Below are 21,967 nucleotides of genomic sequence, written 5' to 3' on the forward strand. Positions count from 1 at the left end.
GCTATTTTCCACCACTTACCGATTTCAAAGACCCACAGACCATCGGGAGCCACCATGATCAACGCTTATGCCGCCGACAGCGCCGGTGCCGAACTCAAACCCTTCCGTTACGACCCCGGCCAGCTGAACCCGGACCAGGTGGAAATCGCGGTGGAATACTGCGGCCTCTGCCACAGCGACGTGAGTGTGGTGAATGACGAGTGGGGCATGACCGCCTACCCGGTGGTGCCCGGGCACGAAGTGGTCGGTCGCATCACCGCCCTGGGCGAGGGCGTGACCCACCTGAAAAAAGACCAGCGTGTGGGTCTCGGTTGGCACTCGGGCTTCTGTGGCCACTGCGGCGAGTGCGACACCGGCAACCAGAATCTCTGTGCCCAGGCCCAGCCCACCATCATCGGCCACCACGGCGGCTTTGCCGACAAGGTGCGGGCCAGCGCCGACAGCGTGGTACCGATACCCGACGGGCTCGATCCGAAAGTCGCCGGCCCTCTGTTCTGTGCCGGTATCACCGTGTACAACCCGCTGGTGCAGTTCAATATCAAACCCAACAGCCGCGCCGCGGTGATCGGCATTGGTGGTCTCGGCCATCTGGCGTTGCAGTTCCTGAATGCGTGGGGTTGCGATGTCACCGCATTTACCTCGAGCGACAGCAAGCGCGACGAGGCCCTGGAGCTGGGGGCGCAACACACCCTGAACAGTCGCGACCCGGAGGCGCTGAAAGCCGCCGCCGGCCAGTTCGACCTGATCATCTCCACGGTCAACGTAAAGCTGGACTGGAATACCTATCTCGCGACACTGAAACCCCGCGGCCGCCTGCATTTTGTGGGCGCCACCACGGCACCGCTGGATCTGAATGTGTTCAACCTGCTGATGGCCCAGCGCCAGGTCTCGGGATCCCCCGTGGGCAGCCCCGCCACCATCGCCGACATGCTCGAATTTGCCGTGCGCCACAACATTGCGCCGAAAGTGGAGCACTTCCCGATGAGTAAGGTGAATGAGGCATTTGCGCGCCTGCATAGCGGTGAAGCGCGCTATCGGATCGTGCTGGAGGCGGGAAAATAAACCGCGGGAAAAGCCGCAAAAAAGGCCGGCGAATGCCGGCCAAGCTAAGGGCGGAGTATTAGTCGATCAGAAACGGGTAAATCCCAGCCCGGTCAGGGTGTCGCCTCTGCCTGCAGGGTAACCCCGGAATAGGCGGTGTAACCGCGGATACTGATGTACCAGGTGCCCGCCGCCGGGCTACTGAAATTGCAGCTCTCGGTGTTGCCGGTGAGATAGGGGCGGCAGTCGTAGTTGCCGGTGGTGGGCTGGGCGCCGTAACGCACGTAAAGGTCGGCGTCACCACTGCCACCGTACATGCTGACATCCAGGGTGGAAATCCCCGCATCTACGTCCAGGGTGAAGTGCTTCCAGCTGCGGCGACTGCCCGACAATCCGGTCTCCGTCCAGCCGCTCGCCTCACCGCTGCCACCACTGCTTCCGCCGCTGCTACTTCCGCCGCTACTACTGCTGCTACTTCCTCCGCCGGATGCATAGGCCACGGCCGCGGCGGCGTCGACAATACCGCTACCGCATTGGCTGCAGGTGGCGGGGAAGCTGCGGGCTGTACTTTTGAGAATGCTTTCCACACTGTCCGGGGTCAGGCTTCCGTCCACCGAATAGAGCAGCGCTGCGGCACCGGATACGTGGGGCGTCGCCATACTGGTGCCCTGGTAGTAGGCGTAGACGTCGCTACCCGGCGTGGTGGTGCCGTTGTTCAGGGTGGACAGCACACCATTTGCACTAACTGAGGTATCACCGCCGGGAGCCGCCACATCCACCACGCTGCCGTAGTTGGAATACCAGGCGCGGCCGCCACTGCGATCCACGGAAGCCACGGTGACCACGCCGGAGCAGTTGGCGGGGGTGGCGCTGGATGCGTTGGTATTGGAGTTGCCCGCGGCCACCACCACGGTAGCACCCAAGCTGCGTGCGGTGTTGATGGCGTTTTGGGTCGTACTACCACAGCTGCCGCTGCCACCCAGGGACAGGCTCAGCACTTTGGCCGGATAGGGGTTGCTGGGCACACCGGAAACCGAACCGCCTGCACCCCAGATAATCGCGTCGGCGATATCCGAGGTGTAGCCGCCGCAACGGCCGAGCACGCGCACCGGCACCACTTTGGCCTTGTAGGCCACACCTGCAACACCGGTACCGTTGTTGGAAACCGCGGCAATGGTGCCGGCGACATGAGTGCCGTGCCAGCTGGAGTTGGTGGCCTGCCAGCCGGTGGCGCAGTCGTTGGTGGAAGTCCAATCACCGGGGTCCGAGGCATCCGAGTCGCGGCCATCGCCGTCACGGGACACGAAGGTGTCGGAGATCATGTCGTATCCGGGCAGGATATTCGCCGCCAGGTCCGCATGGGGGCGGTAGCCGGTATCAATCACTGCCACTACCACACCCTCCCCCTGTGTGGTATCCCAGGCTGCCGGCAGGTTCAGGCCGCCCGCAGATTCATAGTAATGCCACTGATTGCTGTAGTAGGTATCGTTGGGGGTGGCCAGTGCATGCATCATCAGATCCGGTTCTGCGTACTCCACTTCGGTGTCCTGCTGCAGGCGGCTGATGATGGCATCGAGTTCCGATTTGCTGGTGCGTTTTTCCAGTTTCAGCAACTGCGCGCCGGTAGCAAGACGGCGCATTTGCTGGAAGCGGTGGCCGGCTGTCTGGGCCGTGCGATCGAGAGCGGTCTGTGACATGGCGGCGGCATTGGCGCCCGCCATGGAATTTTTGTATTTGACGATAATGCGATCCGTCACCACTTCCGCCGGCGCAACCGCCATGGCGGACAACTCGGGTTCCACCGCATACGCGGTAAAACTCGCGCCAAATGTGGCACTGAAAAGCAGAGTCGCCGCGCCGAGCACGGCGCCGGGGCGTTTTTTCACAAATGCTGAAAATTTCATGGTTGAGAATTTCTCCTTGATTATTTTTATCGGCGGAGCTGGATAGGACCGCCGGTAATCACACCACGGAACTCCTGAGCGGTGACCCCGGAAATCTGCCTGGCAATTTTGTTGTGGTCTTCTTTTCGGGGTACTGGTTTGACGATGGGAAAGGCCGCGCCCACAGTAAAAAGGGAAGGTAATGTTTTGTAATTTGCGCCAAATTTAGAAATTAATTGGTGCTGACGTTCTCTTTATGGAAAATTTTGCTAAAGGGTTCTCGTTTTTCGATGGCGCGCAGGAGTCTGGTTCCTGACAATAAAAAAGGCCGCAACTATTGCGGCTTTTTTTTTGAAATGATTGGAGAGATCAGCCTTGGGTCGCAGGTGGGCAACATAAAAACATGCTCTACATGTCCGCCAACTTGTTTTTGGCCTCGATCCAGCGGCTCATAAATTCCTCGGCGCGATGTTCGGTGCGCCGCAAAATGCGCCCCCAGATATTACGGTTGCGATGTTCTTGCAGATTTTCCGCGATGCTCTCGAGGCGCGCGATAAACGCAGCGGCATGGTGCTCGTAAAAAAATTCAGATGCCAGCGCCTGTTGCCCGGCATCGCGCGCGCCGAGCCAAGCGGTTTGGTTTTGATATAGCTGCGCCGTGGTTGCGGCAAACTGATCGGGGTTGTCGCTCAGTACATAACCCCAGGCATCCGCAGGGGCCATGGATTCGGCGCCAATGGGGGTAGTGACCGTCGGTGTGCCGCTGAGCCAGCCATCGAGAATCTTGCCCTTTTGCCCGGCACCGAAACGCAGCGGTGCCAGGTTCAGTCGGTAGCGCGCAAGGGTGGCGAGCGCATCGTCGGTGCGCCCGTGTACCCGAAAGCCCGTCGCCGGGTCGCTGAGTCGATGCATCGCGTGATCCGAGTAGGCGCCGTACACATGGCACTCGACACCGGGCAGCAGCCGGTGCAGCTGCGGCCAGACCTGCTCGGCAAACCAGATGGTGGCATCGCGATTCGGCGCGTGCTTGAAGCCGCCGATCATCGCCAGGTGTTGGCGTTCATCGAAGCCCGGCAGAGTTTTCAAATCTGGCAGTTGCTTCACCAGAAACGGCAGGTAGTGCAGTAGCCAGTCGGGCAGGCAGAAGTGCTGTTTCAGCAGTTCCACCTCGACCCGCGAGATCATCAGCGTGAGATCGCAGCGCGCCATGGCGGCGATCTCGCGCTCGGCGATGGGGTGAAACAGGTTTAGCGGCTGGCCGTGTTTGAGTGCTTCATGGCGCGCCTCGCGCAGGCTGTGGAAATCGCTGGTGTCGAGTACTGTAACCGCGTGCGGGCACTGCTCGCGCATCCGCCAGCCAAACTGCTCCTCCATCATGAAGCGGTCGTAGATCACCAACATTGGATTCAGCGCGCGCACCCAGTCATCGAAGCCACTGTCGTTGACCTCGATCTGGTGCTCGCCGTAACCGGTTTTGGCCTGAAAGGGTGTGGGCTGCGCCGGGCTCGCGATCTCTATTTCGTAGCCCGCCTCGGCGAGCAGCTCGAGAATATCCAGCGTGCGGCGACCGGCGGCGGTGGAAGCGGGCTCGGGCCAGTGCTTGGCCAGTAGCAAGGTTCGTTTGGTGGGCGCGTCGCGGTACATCTGGTCGCGGTCCTTGTGTCCGTTACTCGATGTTCTGCACCTGCTCGCGCATCTGTTCAATCAGCACCTTCAACTCCACCGCCGCCTGGGTGGTATCGGTCACCACCGCTTTTGACGACAGGGTATTCGCCTCGCGGTTGAATTCCTGCATCAGGAAATCCAGGCGGCGGCCGATGGGACCTCCGTTTTTCAGCACGCGGCGGGTTTCGGTGATGTGGGCATCCAGGCGGTCGAGTTCCTCATCGACATCGGCCTTCTGTGCCAGCAGCGCAATTTCCTGCTCGATACGGTCCTTGTCGATTTCTTCCAGCAGTTCCTGCAAACGGCTTTTCAGTTTTTCCCGCTGGTTTTGCAGTATCTGCGGCAGCAGTGCGCGCACCGTGGTGACCTGTTCGCTGATGCCTTTGATACGCGCTTCGATAAAGCCGGCGAGTTCCGCGCCCTCGCGCTCGCGGTTTTCCACCACCTGGGCCAGCGCCTGCCGGAAGCCTTCGAGGATAGCGCTGGCCTGTTCGTCCGCATTGGTTTCCGGTTCGGCAATCACCCCCGGCCACTTCAGCACTTCCAGCGGGTTCAGCGGCTGGCTCTCCGGTGCCACCTGCTTGGCGGCCTTGACCAGCTCGTCCACCAGCGCCTGATTGATCTGCAGACCGGCCACTTCACCGCTGTTGGCCTTGAGGTTGAGGCTCATCTCCACCTTGCCGCGGTTCAGGGTGTTGCGCAGCAGTTCGCGCAGCTTGGGCTCCAGTGCGCGGGCCGCTTCCGGCAGGCGGAAGTGCGGCTCAAGGTAGCGATGGTTGACCGAGCGCATCTCCCACACCGCGGTGCCGGTGGAGTAATTGACTTCCGCGCGCCCGAAGGCGGTCATACTGCGCACTTTGTTGTTAGCCATACTGCCGTGCTCCAGAAATGCTGGGTGGTAGAAAAAGAGCGGCAAAGCATAGCACAGGGTGATTGCCGGTTTTGCTGGCTATAATGGCCGGCCGTGAAGGATTCCGTTATCCCATTCCAGAAAACATGAGGTGTTATATGCAGCGACCGAGCGGCCGCAAACCAGAGCAACTGCGCGATGTGCGCATTACCCGCCATTACACCCGCCATGCGGAGGGTTCTGTACTGGTGGAATTCGGCGATACCAAGGTGCTCTGCAATGCGTCGGTTGAGGCGGACATTCCGCGTTTCCTGCGCGGCAAGGGTAGCGGCTGGATTACCGCGGAATACGGCATGCTGCCCCGCTCCACCGGTTCCCGCATGGGCCGTGAGGCGGCGCGCGGCAAACAGGGCGGGCGCACGGTGGAGATACAGCGTCTTATCGGTCGCTCCCTGCGCGCGGCGGTGGACCTGAAGCTGCTGGGCGAGCACCAGATCACCATCGACTGCGATGTGATCCAGGCGGATGGCGGCACCCGCACCGCGTCCATCACCGGTGCCTGCGTGGCGCTGGTGGATGCGCTGCGCTACATGCAGCGGGAGAAAATGATCGATACCGATCCGCTGAAAAACATGGTGGCGGCGATTTCCGTCGGCATTTACAACGGGGTGCCGGTACTGGACCTGGATTACCCGGAAGACAGCAACGCCGACACCGACATGAACCTGGTGATGGCGGAAGATGGCGGCATGATCGAGGTGCAGGGTACCGCGGAAGGTGCGCCATTTACCGAGCAGCAGTTTGCGGAAATGCTGGCGCTGGGCAAGGCGGGCATCAACGAGTTGATCGCGCTGCAGAAACAGGCGCTGGCGGAGTAATTCAGGGATCGCCAGCCACGGCTAAATTAATCGGGCGCGCGGGCGCCAACATCGGAAATCAGGCAGGCCTTGCCACCACGGGGTGGTCGAGTCCCGCCTGTTTTGTCATAGGCTTCTCTCACATACCCCCGGGGTGGATTGCGTCCCGGAAGATGATTCCAGAATCGATAACAGGGATAGTGAGAGAGCCGATGGATAAACTTTGCCAGGCTTCCGCCTTTGCCTTGCTGCTGATGAGTAGTGCGCACACATTTGCCCAGGAAGCCACCCAGGAAGCCCGTCCGGATTCCAGTCAGGAGTCCAGTACCCACCACAAACACTATCAAGAGCCTGCGGGCGGTGATAAACCCTCGCCCAGCGGCAGTCTCGCGCCCCGCCTGCAGAACCTCGGTAAACATACCTTTCCGGTGAGTTGCGCATCGGAAAAGGGGCAGCAGTACATCAATCAGGGGGTCAATCTCGCCTACGGCTTCAACCACGCGGAAGCCGGGCGTTCGTTCCGTGAGGCCGCGCGCCTGGACCCGGACTGCGCCATGGCGTACTGGGGCCAGGCGCTGGTGCTGGGTCCCAACATCAACGTGCCCATGGATCAGGAGGCGGAGCCGAAGGCGCGGGAACTGGTGCTTAAGGCGAAATCCCTGGAAAAAAGCGTAAACGCGCGCGAGCGCGCACTGATCGATGCACTGACAAAACGCTATACCGGTGATCCCAGCGACCGCGGCAAGGCCGATGCCGCGTACGCGGCGGCCATGGGCAAGGTGGCGGAGCAGTATCCGGAAGACCTGGATATTGCGACCCTGTATGCCGAGTCCATCATGGACCTGCGCCCCTGGAACTACTGGATGCGCGATGGCACTCCCTACGAGGGTACCGAGCAGATCGTTGCGCTGCTGGAAAAGGTCATGGCGAAAAACCCGGAGCATCCGGGGGCGCTGCATCTCTACATTCACCTGATCGAACCGACCGATACGCCGGAGCGGGCGGAAAAGGCGGCGGATACTCTCAAAAACCTGATGCCTGGCGCCGGGCATATCGTGCATATGCCCGCGCATATCTATCAGCGTGTGGGGCGCTATGCGGACTCGGTGGCAACCAATGAGCGGGCCATTGCCGCGGATGAAGACTACATCGCCCAGTGCCGCGCCCAGGGCATCTACCCCATGGCTTACTACCCGCACAACATCCATTTCCTGTGGTTTGCGAATACCGCGAGCGGGCGCAGTGCCGCGGCCATCGACGCGGCCAACAAGGCGGCGGAGCAGATCAGCGATGAGAGCCTGGCGGCGATGCCGATGCTCGCCGGTTTCCGCGTGATTCCCTACTGGTCGCTGGCGCGGTTTGGCAAATGGGATCAGGTCTTGGCCCTGCCCCAGCCGCCGCAGGATCAATTCCTTAACGGCGCCTGGCACTATGTCCGCGGCCTGGCTTTTATCGGCAAGGGACAACTCGACAAGGCGCAGGCGGAGCTGGAACAGGTCCAGAAAATTGCCGCCAGCCCCGCGCTCGACTATTCGATGTTCTCGCCCAACAGCGCCAAACAGATTCTTTCCATTGCGCCGGAAGTGCTCGCTGGTGAGCTGGCGGCGGCGCGCAAAGACTACGATTCTGCGGTCAATCACCTGAGCCGGGCGGTGCTGCTGGAAGACAGCCTGGTGTATACCGAACCCGCGGAATGGCACTACCCGCCGCGTCTGGCGCTGGGTGCGGTTTTGCTGGAGGCAGGACAGCCGCGGGAGGCGGAGACGGTGTACTGGCAAGACCTGGAGCGGCGTCCGGACAATGGCTGGGCGCTGTTCGGCCTCGCCAAGGCGTTACGAGCGCAGCACAAAAGCGACGAGGCGGACCTGATCGATGCGCGCTTCAAGCGCGCCTGGCGGGATGCGGATGTGAAGCTTAGGGACTCCCGAATTCACTAGCGATTCGGTAATCCGCAACCACAAAAAAAGGCGCAGCGGTGATTTACCGGTGCGCCTTTTTCGATGGCGATGAAGGCGGTCAGACCTCCAGATCGTAATCCATGATCACCGGCAGGTGGCTGGAAAACTCGACGTTCTTGTTGATGGCGCCATATTCGATCTTGTTTTTCAAGGTCTGGGAGACGATCTGCATATCGGTGCGCCAGCCGTCGCCCTCGCCCACCTTGCCGCTCGGCCACCAGCTGAATTCGTCGGCGTCTTTCACGATCCTGCGGAACGCGTCGACGTAGCCAATCTCATTGAACAGCTGGTCGAGCCAGCGCTGTTCGTGGCGCATGAAACCGGGGGTGTCCTGGTGGTCCTGCCAGTTCTCCACGTCGGCGCGGCGGTGTGCCATGCCCCAGTTACCGCAGAAGATGAAGTCGCGGCGCTTGCGACTGATCTTGGCCAGGTGCGCCTGCATGTCGTCGAAAAACTGCACTTTCACTTCCAGTGAAGCTTCATCTGTAGCCACCGGTGCCAGCAGCGAGCCGACACTCAGGCGCTCAAAGTCGGCCTGCAGGTAGCGACCGTACATATCGACGCCATTGGCAAAGCCCATACCGTAGATCAGTGCCTTGGGTTGCGCGCGGGTATAGATGGCGACGCCGTTTTCGTGGGGGGTTCCGGAATCGAAGAAGTAGCTGTAGTAACCGTCCGGATGAAAGATGGGATGATCCAGTTCCGGTTCCAGTGAGCGTAGATCCTGCAGACAGATGATGTCCGCGTCCTGATCTGCCAGCCAGTCGTATAGCCCGCGTTGTGCAGCCTGGTGCACTCCGTCCACGGACAAACTCACTATTCGCATTATTAGCCCCTTACCAGCGGACTGTGTAAAATTGCAGTCTTTATTCGTCTGAACATTCTATGATCGCCGCCCCCAATCCTAGGGGGTTATCCTTCACCTTAGCCAATAGTTATCAAATTGCCATGCAGCAGTACCAGCGCGACTTTATTGAACTGGCCCTGGAGCACGATGTGCTCTGTTTCGGGGATTTTACGTTGAAATCCGGGCGCCAGAGCCCTTACTTCTTCAATGCCGGCCGTTTCCACAGCGGTGCAGCACTCGCCGCTCTGGGCAATGCCTACGCGGAGGCGATCATTGCCTCTGGAGTGGAGTTTGATGTCATTTTCGGGCCGGCCTACAAGGGCATCCCGCTGGGTGCGGTGACCGCGGTGGCACTGGCGCAGAAAGGCGTAGATAAACCCTTCTGTTACAACCGGAAAGAGGCCAAGGACCACGGCGAGGGCGGAACCTTAGTGGGTGCGCCGCTTAAAGGCAAGGTTTTGATCATTGATGATGTGATTACCGCCGGCACCGCGGTGCGCGAGGTGATGCAGATCATCAACGCCCAGGGTGCCGAGCCCGCCGGTGTGGTGATCGGCCTGAACCGCCAGGAAAAGGCCGGCGATGAATCCGAGCTCTCCGCGATCCAGCAGGTAGAGAAGGAATACAGTATTCCTGTGATCGGCATTGTGGAACTTGACGATATTATTTCCTATCTTAAGGATCAGGCTGCAAGCGAGGAGCTGCTGCAGCGGATCATCGACTACCGCCAGCGCTATGGCGTGGGTTCGAAGGGCTAGATTCTGAGGAATAAGGCTCGCGGCCCGTCATATGTTTATCGGGCGCAAGGGATGGTCGCCATTGGCTGAATTTTGCGCAAGGTACAGGCGCATAAACAATAAAGAGGCAGGCGTGAAAATCGCACTAGCGCTGGCACTGACCGGCGCCCTTCTGACACTGGATGTCGGAGCTGCAGATCAGGGGTGGGACGGCAAGAAGCTGTACCGCTATACCAACGAACACGGCGTACAGGTGCTGGATGATATGGTGCCTCCCCGCTACGTGGCCGGAGGCTATGAGGTGATGACCCCTTCCGGCCGGGTACTGGAAGTGGTGGAACCTGAGCTCTCGGGCAAGCAGCTGGCGGAAAAGGAGCGCCGCGAGGCCCGCGAGGAGGCGGACCTGCAATTGCTCAAACGCTACAACAGCGTTGCCGACATCGAATCTGCGCGCAAGCGCAAACTCGCCATCGTGCAGCAGGATATGGCGATCCTGCGATCCAATATTTCCTCCCTCAGCCGCCAGATCGAGAGTGAAGAATCCGTGGCCGCGCGCACCCAGCGCAACGGCGGCGCTGTGTCCCCGGAACTGCTGGAGCGCATTGAGAATCTGCGCAAGGAAGTTGCGGTGGTCAGCGAGCGGTTGTCGCTGCGCGAAAAAGAGGCGCTGACAATCAACAGCGAGTATGACGAAGCGGCAAGCCGCTATCAGGAAATAGCCGGCAAATAAGCCGGCTTTTTTATCGCTCAGTTCTGCGCGGCCAGCGCACTCTCCCTGAAGAAACCGGCAACCAGTACCGGCCACTGTTCTGCCCAGAATTCGGTGGGGCGGCGCTTGAAGCCGCTGCGCACGTACTGGACGATGCGGCCTTCGGCGCTGGCCAGCAGCAGGTTGGCAGCGGCCGTGAGCGGGATGGCAGGGCGCAGTTGTTCGCGCAGCTCCGCTTCGCGCAGGATCTGCTTGAGCTGGGTTTCCAGGCGATCGAACAGTTGCAGGATGCGGCTGTGCAGGCGCTCGGTTTCGCCGGTAAGAGCGTCGCCGGTGAGCAGGCGGGTGATACCGGGGTTGCGTTCGCAGAAGGCCAGCACCAGGTGCAGGATCTTCTGGCAGCGGACCAGCGCGGTGGGCTCGTCCTGCAGGATGATCTTGATGCGGCTGAAGATGGTCTCTTCGATAAATTCGATCAGCCCTTCAAACATCTTGGATTTGCTGGGGAAGTGACGGTAGAGCGCCGCTTCGGAGAAACCCACTTCCTTGGCGAGTGCCGCGGTGGTGATACGGGCGCCGGGGCTGGCTTCAAGCATATGGGCCAACGCCTGCAGTATCTGCTGGCGCCGATTGATTTTTTCGCTGCTCATTTACTGCCTTTACCCGGGATATTCAGCCGGGAACTGATTTTGTTGTTGTGCCGGTTTTGTTCTCGTTGGTTGGCTCGGCAGCGATTCTCGGATGGGGAGTGTCAGAAGCCCGCTGGAATTTGCTGAAAGCCTGTTAACCGGCGCCAGAATCGTAACGATTCGGCGCCACGGCATCAATTGTTAGTGACCGTTAACAACGGGAATGTGACAAAAGTCACGTGTAACACGGGTATTTACGAGGCCCGCTTGGTGTTGGTGATCAGGGTGCCGACGCCGCTGTCGGTGAAGATCTCCAGCAGCACTGCGTGGGGAACGCGGCCGTCGATGATGTGCGCGGAGGTCACGCCGCCTTTCACCGCGTCGAGCGCACAGGCGATCTTCGGCAGCATGCCACCGTAGATGGTGCCGTCGGCAATCAGGCCGTCCACTTCCAGGGTGGAGAGTCCGGTGAGCACCTTGCCTTCCTTGTTCTGCAGGCCTGCCACGTTGGTGAGCAGCATCAGTTTTTCCGCCTTCAGGTACTCGGCGATCTTACCCGCCACCAGGTCGGCGTTGATGTTGTAGGACTCGCCCTCTCTACCCACACCGATGGGGGCAATCACCGGGATGAAATCGCTGTTGATCAGCATCTCGATCACGTCAGTGTTCACGCTCTCCACTTCGCCCACGTGGCCGATGTCGATGATTTCGGAGGCGTGCAGGCCGGCGCTCTCTTCCTGGCGGCGCAGTTTTTTGGCGCGGATCAGCAGCCCGTCCTTGCCGGTTACGCCCACGGCGCGGCCGCCGTTTTTGTTGATCAGGTTGACGATCTGCTTGTTCACGGTGCCGCCCAGCACCATTTCCACCACATCCATGGTCTGGCTGTCGGTAACGCGCATGCCATCCACGAAGCGGGATTCGATACTGAGTTTGTTCAGCAGGTCGCCGATCTGCGGGCCGCCGCCGTGCACCACCACCGGATTCATGCCCACCAGTTTCATCAGGATCACATCGCGGGCGAAGCTGTTCTGCAGCTCCTCGTCCACCATGGCGTTGCCGCCGAACTTGACCACCACGGTCTTGCCGATAAAGCGCTGGATATAGGGCAGCGCTTCATTGAGTACCTGTGCGACGCGCAGGGCGGATTTCTGATCCAGTGACATAGCGTTTTCCTTACTGCATGAGCGGGAGGTTCAGCCCTGGTGCTGCCCTAGGCACCTTTGAAGGTACCTAGGGCAGCACCAGGGCGGGATCGAGTTTGTGGAGTTGTTCGGCGACCAGTGCGCGGATACGCGCGAGCGCGGCCTCGTCGTCGGCCTCAAAGCGCAGGGTCAGCGCGGCGGTGGTGTTGGAGGCGCGCACCAGGCCCCAGCCGTCGGCGAATTCTATGCGCAGACCGTCGATGGTGTTGAGGTCCGCGTTGTCGAATCTGGCTTCTTTGCGCAGGCGGTCAATGAGCGCAAATTTAGCACTTTCCGCGACCGGCAGCAGGATTTCCGGCGTGTTGACCATCTGCGGCAGGGAATCGAGCAGCTCGTCCAGGCTCTGCTCGCGCAGCGCCATGATCTCGAGGATACGCGCGGCGGCGTAGATACCGTCATCAAACCCGTACCAGCGGTCCTTGATGAAGATGTGCCCGGAGAGCTCGCCGCCGAGCAGCGCACCGGTTTCCAGTATCTTGGTCTTCATCGGCGCGTGGCCGGTTTTCCACATTACCGGGCGGCCGCCGTACTGGGACACGAGGTTGGCGAGGGCGCGGGAGCTCTTCACGTCGAACACGATATCCGAGCCAGGATTGCGTGCGAGAATGTCCCGTGCCAGCAGCATCACCAGCTGGTCTGCCCACACGATGCGGCCGCTGCCGGTGACCAGGGTAACCCGGTCGCCGTCTCCATCGAGGGCGATGCCGAGGTCGGCACCCTCGCCTTTCACCACCTGGATCAGATCCCGCAGGTTTTCCGGGCGGGAAGGGTCCGGTGGGTGGTTGGGGAAGTCGCCATCCACTTCGCAGTAGAGGGTTTCCACCAGGCAACCCAGCTGTTCGAACAGTTCCGGCGCCAGCTCCGAGGTGGCGCCGTTGCCGGCGTCGATAACGATATGGGGTTGGCCGGCAAGCGCCACGTCGTTGAAGATCTCATCGATGTACAGGCCGTTTACGTCCTGGAAGTTGTGGCTGCCCTGACCACCGGCAAACTGACCGGAAAGCATCAGCTGGCGCAGTGCCTGCAGTTTTTCCTCCGCCAGCGGGCGGCCGTTCATCACGATCTTGAAGCCGTTGTACTCCGCCGGGTTGTGGCTTGCGGTCACCATCACGCCGCTGCTGGCGTTCTTGCTGCGGGCGCAGGCAAAGTAGAGCAGCGGTGACGGCACCAGGCCGAGATCCACAGTGTCGCAGCCGCTTTCCAGAATTCCCTCGATCAGGCAATCGCGCAGCAGTTCACTGCTGTTACGCCCGTCGCGGGCCACCAACAGCACGCTTTCACCGGATTGCAGCGCAATGCTGCCCAGCGCCCTCCCCAGTTGGTAGGCGAAGGGTTCGTTGATCTCGTCACCGGCGATACCGCGGATATCGTAGGCGCGGAATACGTGGGCGGGGATCTCTGTGCTCGGGGTGCGCATCAGCTCGCCGTGATCCGGCTTCTTCGGTGCAGCCGGTGCCGGTGCTGGGGCTGCGGCCACCGCGGTGCTGATATTTTCCCTGGAAACCGGCGCTTGCTGCAGGTCTTCCTTGCGCAGGCCTTTCCGGGCCGATGCGCGATTGCCGCGCGCGGATTTCTCCCACGGCGCCGCACTGCCTTCGGCGGGCATCAGTTTCCACAATCCGAACAGGCTACCCAGCAGGCCCAGCAATGCCAGCGCGTAAATCAACGCAGCGGAAATACTGTGGTCGGCGGCAAAAGCCGGCGAAGGGCTAAAAGCCACCTGCAAATAGGTGCCGGGCACGGCGGCGCTGGCAGCGCGGGTGCCGCCGGCCTGAGTGTCACTGGCCTGGCGGGGAGAGTTCCACAGCGGCCGCGCCGGGCCATCGGGAAACTGCTGGTTGATCTGGATGCCGCCGGCACTCTGGTCCAGTTGGCTGAGGGCGCGTTCAAATACGCCGAACGGCTGGCTCACCAGCAGTGCGCCGTCTGCCTCCGCACGGGCACTGTAGAGCTGCCAGCGGTTCTGGCTGTCGCGCAGGAACTCAGGTTTCTGCTCGCCCTCGTCGCGGCTGCGCTTCAACAGGTCAACCAGGGCGAAATTGAGCGGCGGTTGGCCCGCGCCCACCTGCAGTTGGTCCGGGGTGAAAAACTGCAGCGATGCCTGGCTGAGTTCGGCGGCACCGGTGCTGATACTGGATTTTCGCTGCAGCTCCAGCCCGCGCAATTGCTGCTGGCGCTGGGCAAAAAACTGCTGCAGCTGCAGCGCATGGCCGTCGGCCACCTGCTGTGCGGCACGGTACACGCTGTCGGCGTTGTGTCCTTCGACCACTTTGGTCATCAGCAAGTGGCTGCCGCCCAACCACACCGCCGCTACGAGCAGCGCGGGTAGTGTCAGGCCGCTGTGCCACAGCGGTTTTTTTGCAGATTGAATAATTGAAGCCACGACGGTTTTACGTCTCCCCAGTCTTCCCAGACCAGCACCCTGACCGGTTCAGTAATTTCTGAATCTTGTGTGTTGTTGTTTTTACAGCTTGTATTTATTACTTCGCAAACGCCCTGGCCGCGATCAGCGCAATCAGCTCGGCGGCAAGTTCGGTTTTCAGCGCCGCCGGCAGCGGATGCTGGCCGCTGCGGTCGATCACTATCACGGCATTGCGGTCGCTGTTGAAGCCCCCTTCCGGGTCGCTCACATCGTTGGCCACAATCATGTCGAGATTCTTGCGCGTGAGCTTGCTCTCTGCGTGCTCGGTGACTTTTTCAGTCTCCGCGGCAAAGCCCACCACAAACGGGCGCTTGTCGCTGCGGGCGGCGATGGTGGCGACGATGTCCGGGTTCTTCACCAGCTGCAGCACATCGCTGTCGTTGCCATCTTCCTTCTTTATCTTTTGCGCGGCCACCACGGCGGGGCGGAAATCCACTACCGCGGCCGCGGCGATAAACAGGTCGCAGTCGTCGGCGGCCTGTTCGGCAGCGGCGAGCATGTCATCGGTGCTGACGACATCCACGCGTTTTACCCCGGCCGGAGTGGCTAAGCGCACAGGGCCTGCAATCAAAGTGACCTCGGCGCCCGCGCGGGCGGCCGCGGCGGCGATGGCGAAGCCCATCTTGCCCGAGCTGTGGTTGCTGAGATAGCGCACCGGGTCCAGAGCCTCGCGGGTGGGGCCGGCGGTAATGGTGACCTTTTTACCGGCGAGTAGCTGTTGTGGAGCGAGGACGTCCACCAGCCCATCGACGATCGCCAGTGGCTCCAGCATACGTCCGGGTCCCACATCGCCGCAGGCCTGGCTGCCGGCATCGGGCCCGAGCAGGGCGACGCCACGGCTCTGCAGGGTCTGCACGTTGGCCTGGGTGGCCGGGTGGCGCCACATGGCCTGGTTCATGGCCGGGGCGAGCACCACCGGCGCTTCGGTGGCCAGGCACAGGGTGGTGAGCAGGTCGTCGGCCATGCCGGCGGCGAGCTTTGCCATCACGCTGGCGCTGGCGGGGGCGACAAGGATTACATCCGCCCATTTGGCCAGCTCGATATGCCCCATGGCGGCCTCGGCGGCGGGGTCCAACAGGTCGGTGTGCACCGGGTTGCCGGAGAGCGCCTGAAAGGTGAGCGGACGCACGAACTCCTGGGCGCCAGCGGTCATGACCACGCGCACGGTGGCGCCGCGATCCTGGAGCCTGCGTACCAGGTCGGCGCTTTTGTAGGCGGCGATGCCGCCGGTAACGCCAAGCAGTATCCGTTTATCGGCCAGAGAGGGCATATTCGGTGGTTCCGGAACTCTGAGAACACGTAAGATTACCATCTTAGCGCGCCAGGCCATATGGCCCGTTGGCGGCGCAGTCTGGCTCGCAATGGAAGTGAGCGTTTACTGTATCCAGGGAGGGGAAATCATGGCGATTACGGATTGGCCGGCGGAGGAGCGCCCGCGGGAAAAACTGCTGGCGAGGGGCGCGCAGGCGCTGTCGGATGCGGAGCTGCTGGCGATTTTCCTGCGCACCGGGTTACCGGGGGTGTCGGCTGTGGATCTAGCGCGGCAGTTGCTGGCTGATTTCGGCGGGCTCCGGCCATTGCTGGAGGCGGATCGCAAGGCGTTCTGTACCGGCAAGGGGCTTGGTGACGCCAAGTTTGTGCAGTTGCAGGCGGTGCTGGAGATGGGGCGCCGCCATCTGGCGGAGAGCTTGAAGCGCTCGGATGCGCTGACCAGTCCCCAGGCGGTGCGTGACTATCTGGCCGCCCAGCTTCGCCACCGCACCCGCGAGGTGTTCTGCTGCCTGTTTCTGGACAGCCAGCACCGGGTGATTGCCTATGAGGAACTGTTTGAGGGCACGCTGAACGCGGCAAGTGTGTATCCTCGCGAGGTGGTGCAGGCGGCGCTGGCCAAGGGGGCCGCGGCGGTTATTCTTGCCCATAACCATCCGTCGGGGGTGAGTGAACCGAGCCACGCTGACATTCATATCACCCAACGGCTGAAGGAGGCGCTGGCGCTGGTGGATATCCGGGTGCTGGATCACTTGATTGTCGGCGAGGGGGAAGGGTGCTCTTTTGCCGAGAGGGGACTTTTATAGGTGGGGGTTTATTAGCTAGTCCGGCGGCGGCAGGGCACCGGGTGCGGCTTTTCGGGACCGGGCTAGGCGCCCCCCTTCAACCCATCCCTGGGCGCTTCGGCGCAAACATCCTGTTTGCGACGATCCCGAAAAGCCGCACCCGGCACCCCGCCTTCGCATCGCGTTATTGACTCCGTAGCCACGGAGTGAGTCAGATTTCTATCTTCGACTCAAAGTGTCTGGGCAGACAGTAAAAAGATTGATCAAAACTTGCCCCCCCTAGGGTGTTCTGGTATAAAACGCCGCTCTTTGCGGCCGGGCCAGATTCTATACAGATCCCGCGGTCCGCTGGATAACGAATTTAGTCCCTGCCCCGCCTCAGCGCTGAGGGCACGAGAGTTTTAAAGAGGCCAATCAGATGTCCAAGGTATGTCAGGTAACCGGCAAGCGCCCGGTAACCGGAAACAACGTTTCTCACGCCAAAAACCGCACCAAGCGTCGCTTCGTGCCGAACCTGCAGTCCCACCGTTTCTGGGTGGAAGCAGAGAAGCGCTTCGTTAAACTGCGTATATCCACTAAAGGCATGCGCATTATCGATAAGAAAGGTATCGATAGCGTACTGGCTGAGCTGCGCGCGCGCGGCGAAAAAGTTTAATTGCTGCTGTAGCAGCAGATTGGAGATAGAACAATGCGTGACAAGATTCGTCTGAATTCCAGCGCCGGTACCGGCCACTTCTACACCACTGACAAGAACAAGCGCAACATGCCTGAGAAAATGGAGATCAAAAAATACGATCCCGTTGTTCGCAAGCACGTTATGTACAAGGAAGGCAAAATCAAGTAATTGATTGCCTGACTGTTCGCGAAAAAGCCCGGTTTTCCGGGCTTTTTTGTGCCTGATAAAAACTGAGAGCTCTGATGCGAAGGCTTCGATACCGATGACCTTTTGCCAGACCTTCAAAAACATGGATGTTTTTGCAGAGCCCCCATGGGCCGAAGGCGCCGTGAATGCATGGAGCGGCCGGACTGGGTGCACGGCGTGTCTGGCAAAAGGTCATCGGTAGCGGAGCTGCCACGTAACCCTATAAGTGGCTACCCGGAACCCAGACAATGCCCGAGTTACCAGAAGTAGAAACCACCAAGCGCGGTCTGGCCCCCCATCTGGAAGGCCGGAGGGTGAAGCAGTGTGAAATCCGCCAACACAGCCTGCGCTGGCCGGTGGATGCGGATTTTGCCGAGAAGATCCAGGGTGCACGTATCCAGCACCTCGATCGCCGTGCCAAATACCTGCTGGTGCAGACCGACAAGGGTATGGCCATCTGGCACCTGGGTATGTCCGGCAGCCTGCGCATGGTCGACGGCAACCTGCCGCCGCAAAAACACGACCACATCGACTGGTTGCTCGACAGCGGTAAGCGTTTGCGCTTCCACGACCCGCGCCGCTTCGGCGCCCTGCTGTGGACCACCGAAGATATCGCCGGCCACGACCTTATCGCCCATCTCGGCCCCGAGCCGCTCAGTGACGACTTCCACGGCGACTACCTGTTCAACGCGTCCCGCAGTCGTAAAGCTCCGGTAAAAAGCTTCATCATGGATGGCCGCATCGTCGTCGGTGTAGGCAACATCTACGCTAGTGAAGCTCTGTTCATGGCCGGCATTCGCCCGCAGACCCCCGCCGGCAAAATCACCCGCGCCCGCTACGAGCGTCTGGTCGAGGCGATCAAAACCGTCCTCGCCGCCGCCATCGAACAGGGCGGCACTACCCTCAAGGATTTTGTCGGTGGCGACGGCAAGCCCGGCTACTTTGCCCAGCAGCTGAATGCCTACGGTCGCGCCGGTCTGCCCTGCCCGCGCTGTCCCGGCACCATCCGCGAACAGATCATCGGCCAGCGCAACACCTTCTTCTGCCCTCGCTGCCAGCGCTGATCAAAGTCCGACCGCGCTGCCCTCGCGGCGGGTATCGGCGCCGCCATAGAGTTTGCCGTCCATCAGCGCGATCGCGTGAATGCCGCTGTTGAGTTCCTTCTGCACCACGGTGTGGCCCATGTCCTCCAGCCTTTTCAATTCAGTATCGGCAAGCGCTTCCGGCTCCACCTCCACCTGATAACCAATCGCGGTGATATTGCCCGCGTGGATGGCCTCGGCGATGGGCATGCCCTTGGCCAGGTGATAAAGGATCGTGCGCGCGGTGTAGTCGATGATGCGCGAACCGCCGGGGGAACCCACCAGCAGTCGCAGGCTGCCATCTTTATTGAAGACTACCGTGGGTGACATGGAGGAGCGCGGGCGCTTGCCGGGTTCGATGCGATTCGCCACCTTCTGCTTGTCCGCATTTGTGGGCACGAAGGAGAAGTCCGTCAGCTGGTTGTTGAGCACGAAGCCCTTCACCATCAGGCGCGAGCCGAAGCCGGTCTCGATACTGGTAGTCATGCTCACACCGTTGCCGTACTGGTCGATGATCGACAGGTGGCTGGTGTTCGGCAATTCCGGGGACTGCGCAACCTGGCGCTTGTCGGCAAATCCCGCCGGGTCGCCGGCACTGGCCGGTTGGGCTTTGGCCGGGTTGATCAGTTTTGCGCGTGCGGCGAGATAGTCCGCAGCCACCATGGCTTGCGTCGGCACCTCCACAAAATCGGGATCGGCGGAGTAGGTATTGCGATCGGCGAAGGCGAGTTCCGAAGCTTCCACAAACAGGTGGGTGAGCTCTGCGCTGCCCACAGCGGATTTGTCCAGTGGGAAATGCTGCAGCATGCCGAGCAGCGCGCCCACCGTGGTGCCGCCGGAAGACGGCGCCGCCGCCCCGCAGACTTCATAGGTGAGGAAGCCGCTGCACACCGGTTCGCGCATCTTGGCGCGGTAGCTCGCCATATCCTTGCGGGTCATCTTGCCGGGGTTTTCCGGATCGTTCTGCACCGCGTCAACGATGGCCTCGGCGATTTCCCCTTCATAAAAAGGCCGCACGCCTTCTTTCGCCAGTTGCCGCAGGGTCGCGGCGTATTCCGGGTTCTTCAGCAGGTAGCCGACTGGCAGTGGTGCACCGTCTTTGCCGAAAAAGTAATTACTGATTGCCGGGCGCACCGCCACCCGCGGCATCTGTTCCAGTAACTCGTGCAGGCGTGGGGAAACCTCAAAGCCCTGTTGCGCGAGTTCGATGGCGGGTTGGAACAGGTCTTTCCACGGCAGTTTGCCGTCGCGCTGGTGGGCGAGCGCGAGCATACGCATCGCGCCGGGAACGCCCACGGAGAAACCGCCGATCACCGCGTCGAGAAAACCCCGCGGCTGGCCGTCGCGAATGAAATAGTTTTCGTCCACCGCCATCGGCGCGGTTTCACGGCCGTCGTAGGAGTAGAGTTTTTTCTGGTCCGCGCGGTAGCTCAGCATAAAGGCACCGCCACCGATGCCGGAGGACTGCGGCTCAACCAGCCCGAGCACCAGCTGTGCGGCAATCGCCGCGTCCACCGCGCTGCCGCCCTTGGCCAGCATCTGTTCCGCGGCGGCGGAGGCGTGGGGGTTGGCAGTGACCGCCATATATTTGCTGGCGACGGCAGACTTGATCTCGCTGCGCCCGGTGGCGATTTCCGGCTGTACTTCCTGCGGCGTGGCGGGCGGCAGCGATGCGAGCGCCGCGGCGGAAAAAAGGAAAGAGGAGAGAGGGAAAAGCTGAAATCTGTTCACTGGGCGATCCGATGTTGCCTGCGCGGGATCGCCCGAGTGTATCAGACCTGAATCAAACGGGGTTCAGGTCCGAAACTCAAGAGGGTATTCAGGGGGCTTGGCGGTTGAATTTTTCCTGCAGCGCCTTTTGCACGGACGGCGGCACGAACTTGGTGACATCGCCGCCGAGGGAGGCAATTTCACGGACCAGGGAGGAGGAGATATAGGAGAGGTGTTCTGCCGGAGTCAGGAACAGGCTTTCCATTTGCGGTGCCAGCTGGCGGTTCATGTTGGCAAGCTGGAACTCGTATTCAAAGTCGGACACCGCGCGCAGGCCGCGCACCACCCCGTTGGCATCCAGCTGGCGCACCAGGTCCGCGAGCAGGATGTCAAAACCGATCACCTCGATATTGTTGAGATGCGACAGCTCCTGCTGTGCCAGTTCCACCCGCTCTTCGAGGGTGAACAGCGGATTCTTGCGAGTGCTCGCGGCAACGGCGACCACCACGTGATCGAACAGACGCGCAGCCCGTTCCACCAGATCCATATGACCATTGGTAATGGGATCGAAAGTACCCGGGTAAACCACTTTTTTCATATGCCAAATCGCCTTGCCGGCCAGAGGGGACGCGCATCTTAAACAATTTAGCGCTTTCCCTCAAAAAATCCCTGAACCCGAGGGGATCAGATGGGTCTGGCGCAGAGATCAGACGGCAAACAGGCGCATGCAGACCTGCCCTGCCTGCTTTTCCTTCTCCAGCCGCCAGCTTGGTGGTGTGGCGATCAGAGTATCCCGCGGTGATTCCACGTAAACGAGGGTGCCGGGCCCAATGCGCCCGCTGTCGACCAGAGCCTGCAGGGTGCTCTGCCACAAGTCGCCGGCAAACGGCGGGTCGATAAACACCAGGTTCCAGGCATCCCCGGGCTGGGCCAGGAATACCTCTGCCGGGCAATTGTGCACTTTTCCGCCGTCCGCCTGTAGCAGCTCCAGCTGCTGGCGCAACATCTGCGCTGCGCCGCGGTCGAGTTCCACGAAGTCCACCGCCGCCGCACCCCGGCTCAGGGCTTCCAGCCCCAGCGCACCTGAGCCCGCAAACAGGTCCAGGCAGCGGGCGCCCGGCAGGTAAAACTGCAGCCAGTTGAACAGGGTTTCCCGCAGCCGGTCGCCGGTAGGGCGCAGCCCCTCAATCGGCGCGAACGCCACTTTGCGCCCGCGCCAGCGCCCGCCGATGATGCGCAACTGGGACGTGGGGGCAGTGCCCGGCTTGTTCGTTTTCGAGGGCGGTCTTCTGGACATCGGGCTTCCGGGGGACAAATCTTTACTGCAGGCGAATGGGACGGGGCGCGACTGTTTGCTAAACAGTCAGCGGTCAGCGGTGCTAAGATTAGCGCCTTTCCGCGGCCGGCCGCCAGTCGGCACCCGTCAGTCACTGATTTCCTGTCAAAGAATCCACACGCG

Annotated in this window: 20 protein-coding genes; 9 read left to right on the forward strand and 11 right to left on the reverse strand. The window is 61.2% G+C overall.

The features are described from left to right. Nucleotides 1-54 precede the first annotated feature (54 nt). Nucleotides 55-1,062: an NADPH-dependent aldehyde reductase Ahr gene (gene ahr / locus R5R33_RS09950; RefSeq protein WP_318952546.1), complete on the forward strand. Its 1,008-nt coding sequence runs from the start codon at nucleotides 55-57 to the stop codon at nucleotides 1,060-1,062. Between the two features lie 92 nt (nucleotides 1,063-1,154). Here the strand turns inward: ahr and R5R33_RS09955 are convergent, their stop codons facing one another. From R5R33_RS09955 to R5R33_RS09965, 3 genes are all read right to left on the reverse strand, one after another. Then, nucleotides 1,155-2,945 (reverse strand): S8 family peptidase, encoded by a 1,791-nt coding sequence (locus tag R5R33_RS09955; RefSeq protein ID WP_318952547.1) that lies wholly within the window; start codon nucleotides 2,943-2,945, stop codon nucleotides 1,155-1,157. A 387-nt stretch (nucleotides 2,946-3,332) separates the two neighbouring features. Further along, nucleotides 3,333-4,568, reverse strand: a complete 1,236-nt coding sequence (locus R5R33_RS09960) for a glycosyltransferase (protein ID WP_318952548.1) — start codon at nucleotides 4,566-4,568, stop codon at nucleotides 3,333-3,335. A gap of 22 nt (nucleotides 4,569-4,590) precedes the next feature. After that, nucleotides 4,591-5,460 carry a YicC/YloC family endoribonuclease gene (locus R5R33_RS09965; RefSeq protein WP_318952549.1) on the reverse strand — a complete coding sequence of 290 codons (870 nt, stop codon included), beginning with the start codon at nucleotides 5,458-5,460 and terminating at the stop codon, nucleotides 4,591-4,593. A 137-nt stretch (nucleotides 5,461-5,597) separates the two neighbouring features. Here R5R33_RS09965 and rph point away from each other — a divergent pair, with 137 nt between their 5' ends. Together rph and R5R33_RS09975 are read left to right on the forward strand one after the other, a co-directional pair. Next, nucleotides 5,598-6,317 carry a ribonuclease PH gene (gene rph, locus R5R33_RS09970; protein WP_318952550.1) on the forward strand — a complete coding sequence of 240 codons (720 nt, stop codon included), beginning with the start codon at nucleotides 5,598-5,600 and terminating at the stop codon, nucleotides 6,315-6,317. 191 nt (nucleotides 6,318-6,508) lie between these two features. After that, nucleotides 6,509-8,233, forward strand: coding sequence for a hypothetical protein (locus R5R33_RS09975; RefSeq protein ID WP_318952551.1), 1,725 nt, complete (start codon nucleotides 6,509-6,511; stop codon nucleotides 8,231-8,233). A 79-nt stretch (nucleotides 8,234-8,312) separates the two neighbouring features. Here R5R33_RS09975 and R5R33_RS09980 read toward each other — a convergent pair whose 3' ends face one another. Then, nucleotides 8,313-9,080 carry an exodeoxyribonuclease III gene (locus R5R33_RS09980; RefSeq protein ID WP_318952552.1) on the reverse strand — a complete coding sequence of 256 codons (768 nt, stop codon included), beginning with the start codon at nucleotides 9,078-9,080 and terminating at the stop codon, nucleotides 8,313-8,315. A gap of 122 nt (nucleotides 9,081-9,202) precedes the next feature. Here R5R33_RS09980 and pyrE point away from each other — a divergent pair, with 122 nt between their 5' ends. Then, entirely contained in the window at nucleotides 9,203-9,859 is a 657-nt protein-coding gene (pyrE, locus tag R5R33_RS09985) for an orotate phosphoribosyltransferase (protein WP_318952553.1), read from the forward strand. A 112-nt stretch (nucleotides 9,860-9,971) separates the two neighbouring features. After that, a complete protein-coding gene (locus R5R33_RS09990) occupies nucleotides 9,972-10,568 on the forward strand; it encodes a hypothetical protein (protein ID WP_318952554.1) in 597 nt (198 codons plus the stop codon). Between the two features lie 17 nt (nucleotides 10,569-10,585). Here R5R33_RS09990 and slmA read toward each other — a convergent pair whose 3' ends face one another. The 4 genes from slmA to coaBC form a co-directional block, all read right to left on the reverse strand. Then, a complete protein-coding gene (gene slmA, locus R5R33_RS09995; RefSeq protein WP_318952555.1) occupies nucleotides 10,586-11,197 on the reverse strand; it encodes a nucleoid occlusion factor SlmA in 612 nt (203 codons plus the stop codon). A 233-nt stretch (nucleotides 11,198-11,430) separates the two neighbouring features. Further along, nucleotides 11,431-12,339, reverse strand: coding sequence for an acetylglutamate kinase (gene argB / locus R5R33_RS10000; protein WP_318952556.1), 909 nt, complete (start codon nucleotides 12,337-12,339; stop codon nucleotides 11,431-11,433). A 67-nt stretch (nucleotides 12,340-12,406) separates the two neighbouring features. Then, a complete protein-coding gene (locus R5R33_RS10005) occupies nucleotides 12,407-14,761 on the reverse strand; it encodes a phosphomannomutase/phosphoglucomutase (RefSeq protein WP_318952557.1) in 2,355 nt (784 codons plus the stop codon). A gap of 97 nt (nucleotides 14,762-14,858) precedes the next feature. After that, nucleotides 14,859-16,070: a bifunctional phosphopantothenoylcysteine decarboxylase/phosphopantothenate--cysteine ligase CoaBC gene (coaBC, locus tag R5R33_RS10010; protein ID WP_318952558.1), complete on the reverse strand. Its 1,212-nt coding sequence runs from the start codon at nucleotides 16,068-16,070 to the stop codon at nucleotides 14,859-14,861. Between the two features lie 130 nt (nucleotides 16,071-16,200). Between coaBC and radC the strand changes: the two genes are divergently transcribed. The 4 genes from radC to mutM all read left to right on the forward strand — a co-directional run bounded on the left by radC (nucleotide 16,201) and on the right by mutM (nucleotide 18,780). Beyond that, nucleotides 16,201-16,875 carry a RadC family protein gene (gene radC, locus R5R33_RS10015; RefSeq protein WP_318952559.1) on the forward strand — a complete coding sequence of 225 codons (675 nt, stop codon included), beginning with the start codon at nucleotides 16,201-16,203 and terminating at the stop codon, nucleotides 16,873-16,875. 397 nt (nucleotides 16,876-17,272) lie between these two features. Further along, nucleotides 17,273-17,509: a 50S ribosomal protein L28 gene (gene rpmB / locus R5R33_RS10020; protein ID WP_318952560.1), complete on the forward strand. Its 237-nt coding sequence runs from the start codon at nucleotides 17,273-17,275 to the stop codon at nucleotides 17,507-17,509. Between the two features lie 33 nt (nucleotides 17,510-17,542). Beyond that, on the forward strand, nucleotides 17,543-17,698 hold the full coding sequence (gene rpmG / locus R5R33_RS10025) for a 50S ribosomal protein L33 (RefSeq protein ID WP_066960071.1): 156 nt from the start codon (nucleotides 17,543-17,545) through the stop codon (nucleotides 17,696-17,698). A gap of 266 nt (nucleotides 17,699-17,964) precedes the next feature. Continuing rightward, the gene (mutM, locus tag R5R33_RS10030) at nucleotides 17,965-18,780 is read left to right on the forward strand and encodes a bifunctional DNA-formamidopyrimidine glycosylase/DNA-(apurinic or apyrimidinic site) lyase (RefSeq protein ID WP_318952561.1); all 816 of its coding nucleotides are present in this window, start codon (nucleotides 17,965-17,967) and stop codon (nucleotides 18,778-18,780) included. Here mutM and ggt read toward each other — a convergent pair whose 3' ends face one another. The 3 genes from ggt to rsmD all read right to left on the reverse strand — a co-directional run bounded on the left by ggt (nucleotide 18,781) and on the right by rsmD (nucleotide 21,805). After that, the gene (ggt, locus tag R5R33_RS10035; RefSeq protein ID WP_318952562.1) at nucleotides 18,781-20,529 is read right to left on the reverse strand and encodes a gamma-glutamyltransferase; all 1,749 of its coding nucleotides are present in this window, start codon (nucleotides 20,527-20,529) and stop codon (nucleotides 18,781-18,783) included. Between the two features lie 88 nt (nucleotides 20,530-20,617). After that, nucleotides 20,618-21,106 (reverse strand): pantetheine-phosphate adenylyltransferase, encoded by a 489-nt coding sequence (coaD, locus tag R5R33_RS10040; RefSeq protein WP_318952563.1) that lies wholly within the window; start codon nucleotides 21,104-21,106, stop codon nucleotides 20,618-20,620. A gap of 108 nt (nucleotides 21,107-21,214) precedes the next feature. Continuing rightward, entirely contained in the window at nucleotides 21,215-21,805 is a 591-nt protein-coding gene (gene rsmD / locus R5R33_RS10045) for a 16S rRNA (guanine(966)-N(2))-methyltransferase RsmD (RefSeq protein ID WP_318952564.1), read from the reverse strand. Between the last annotated feature and the right edge of the window lie 162 nt (nucleotides 21,806-21,967).

The sequence above is a fragment of the Microbulbifer pacificus genome (assembly GCF_033723955.1).
GTDB classification, from domain to species: Bacteria; Pseudomonadota; Gammaproteobacteria; order Pseudomonadales; family Cellvibrionaceae; genus Microbulbifer; species Microbulbifer pacificus.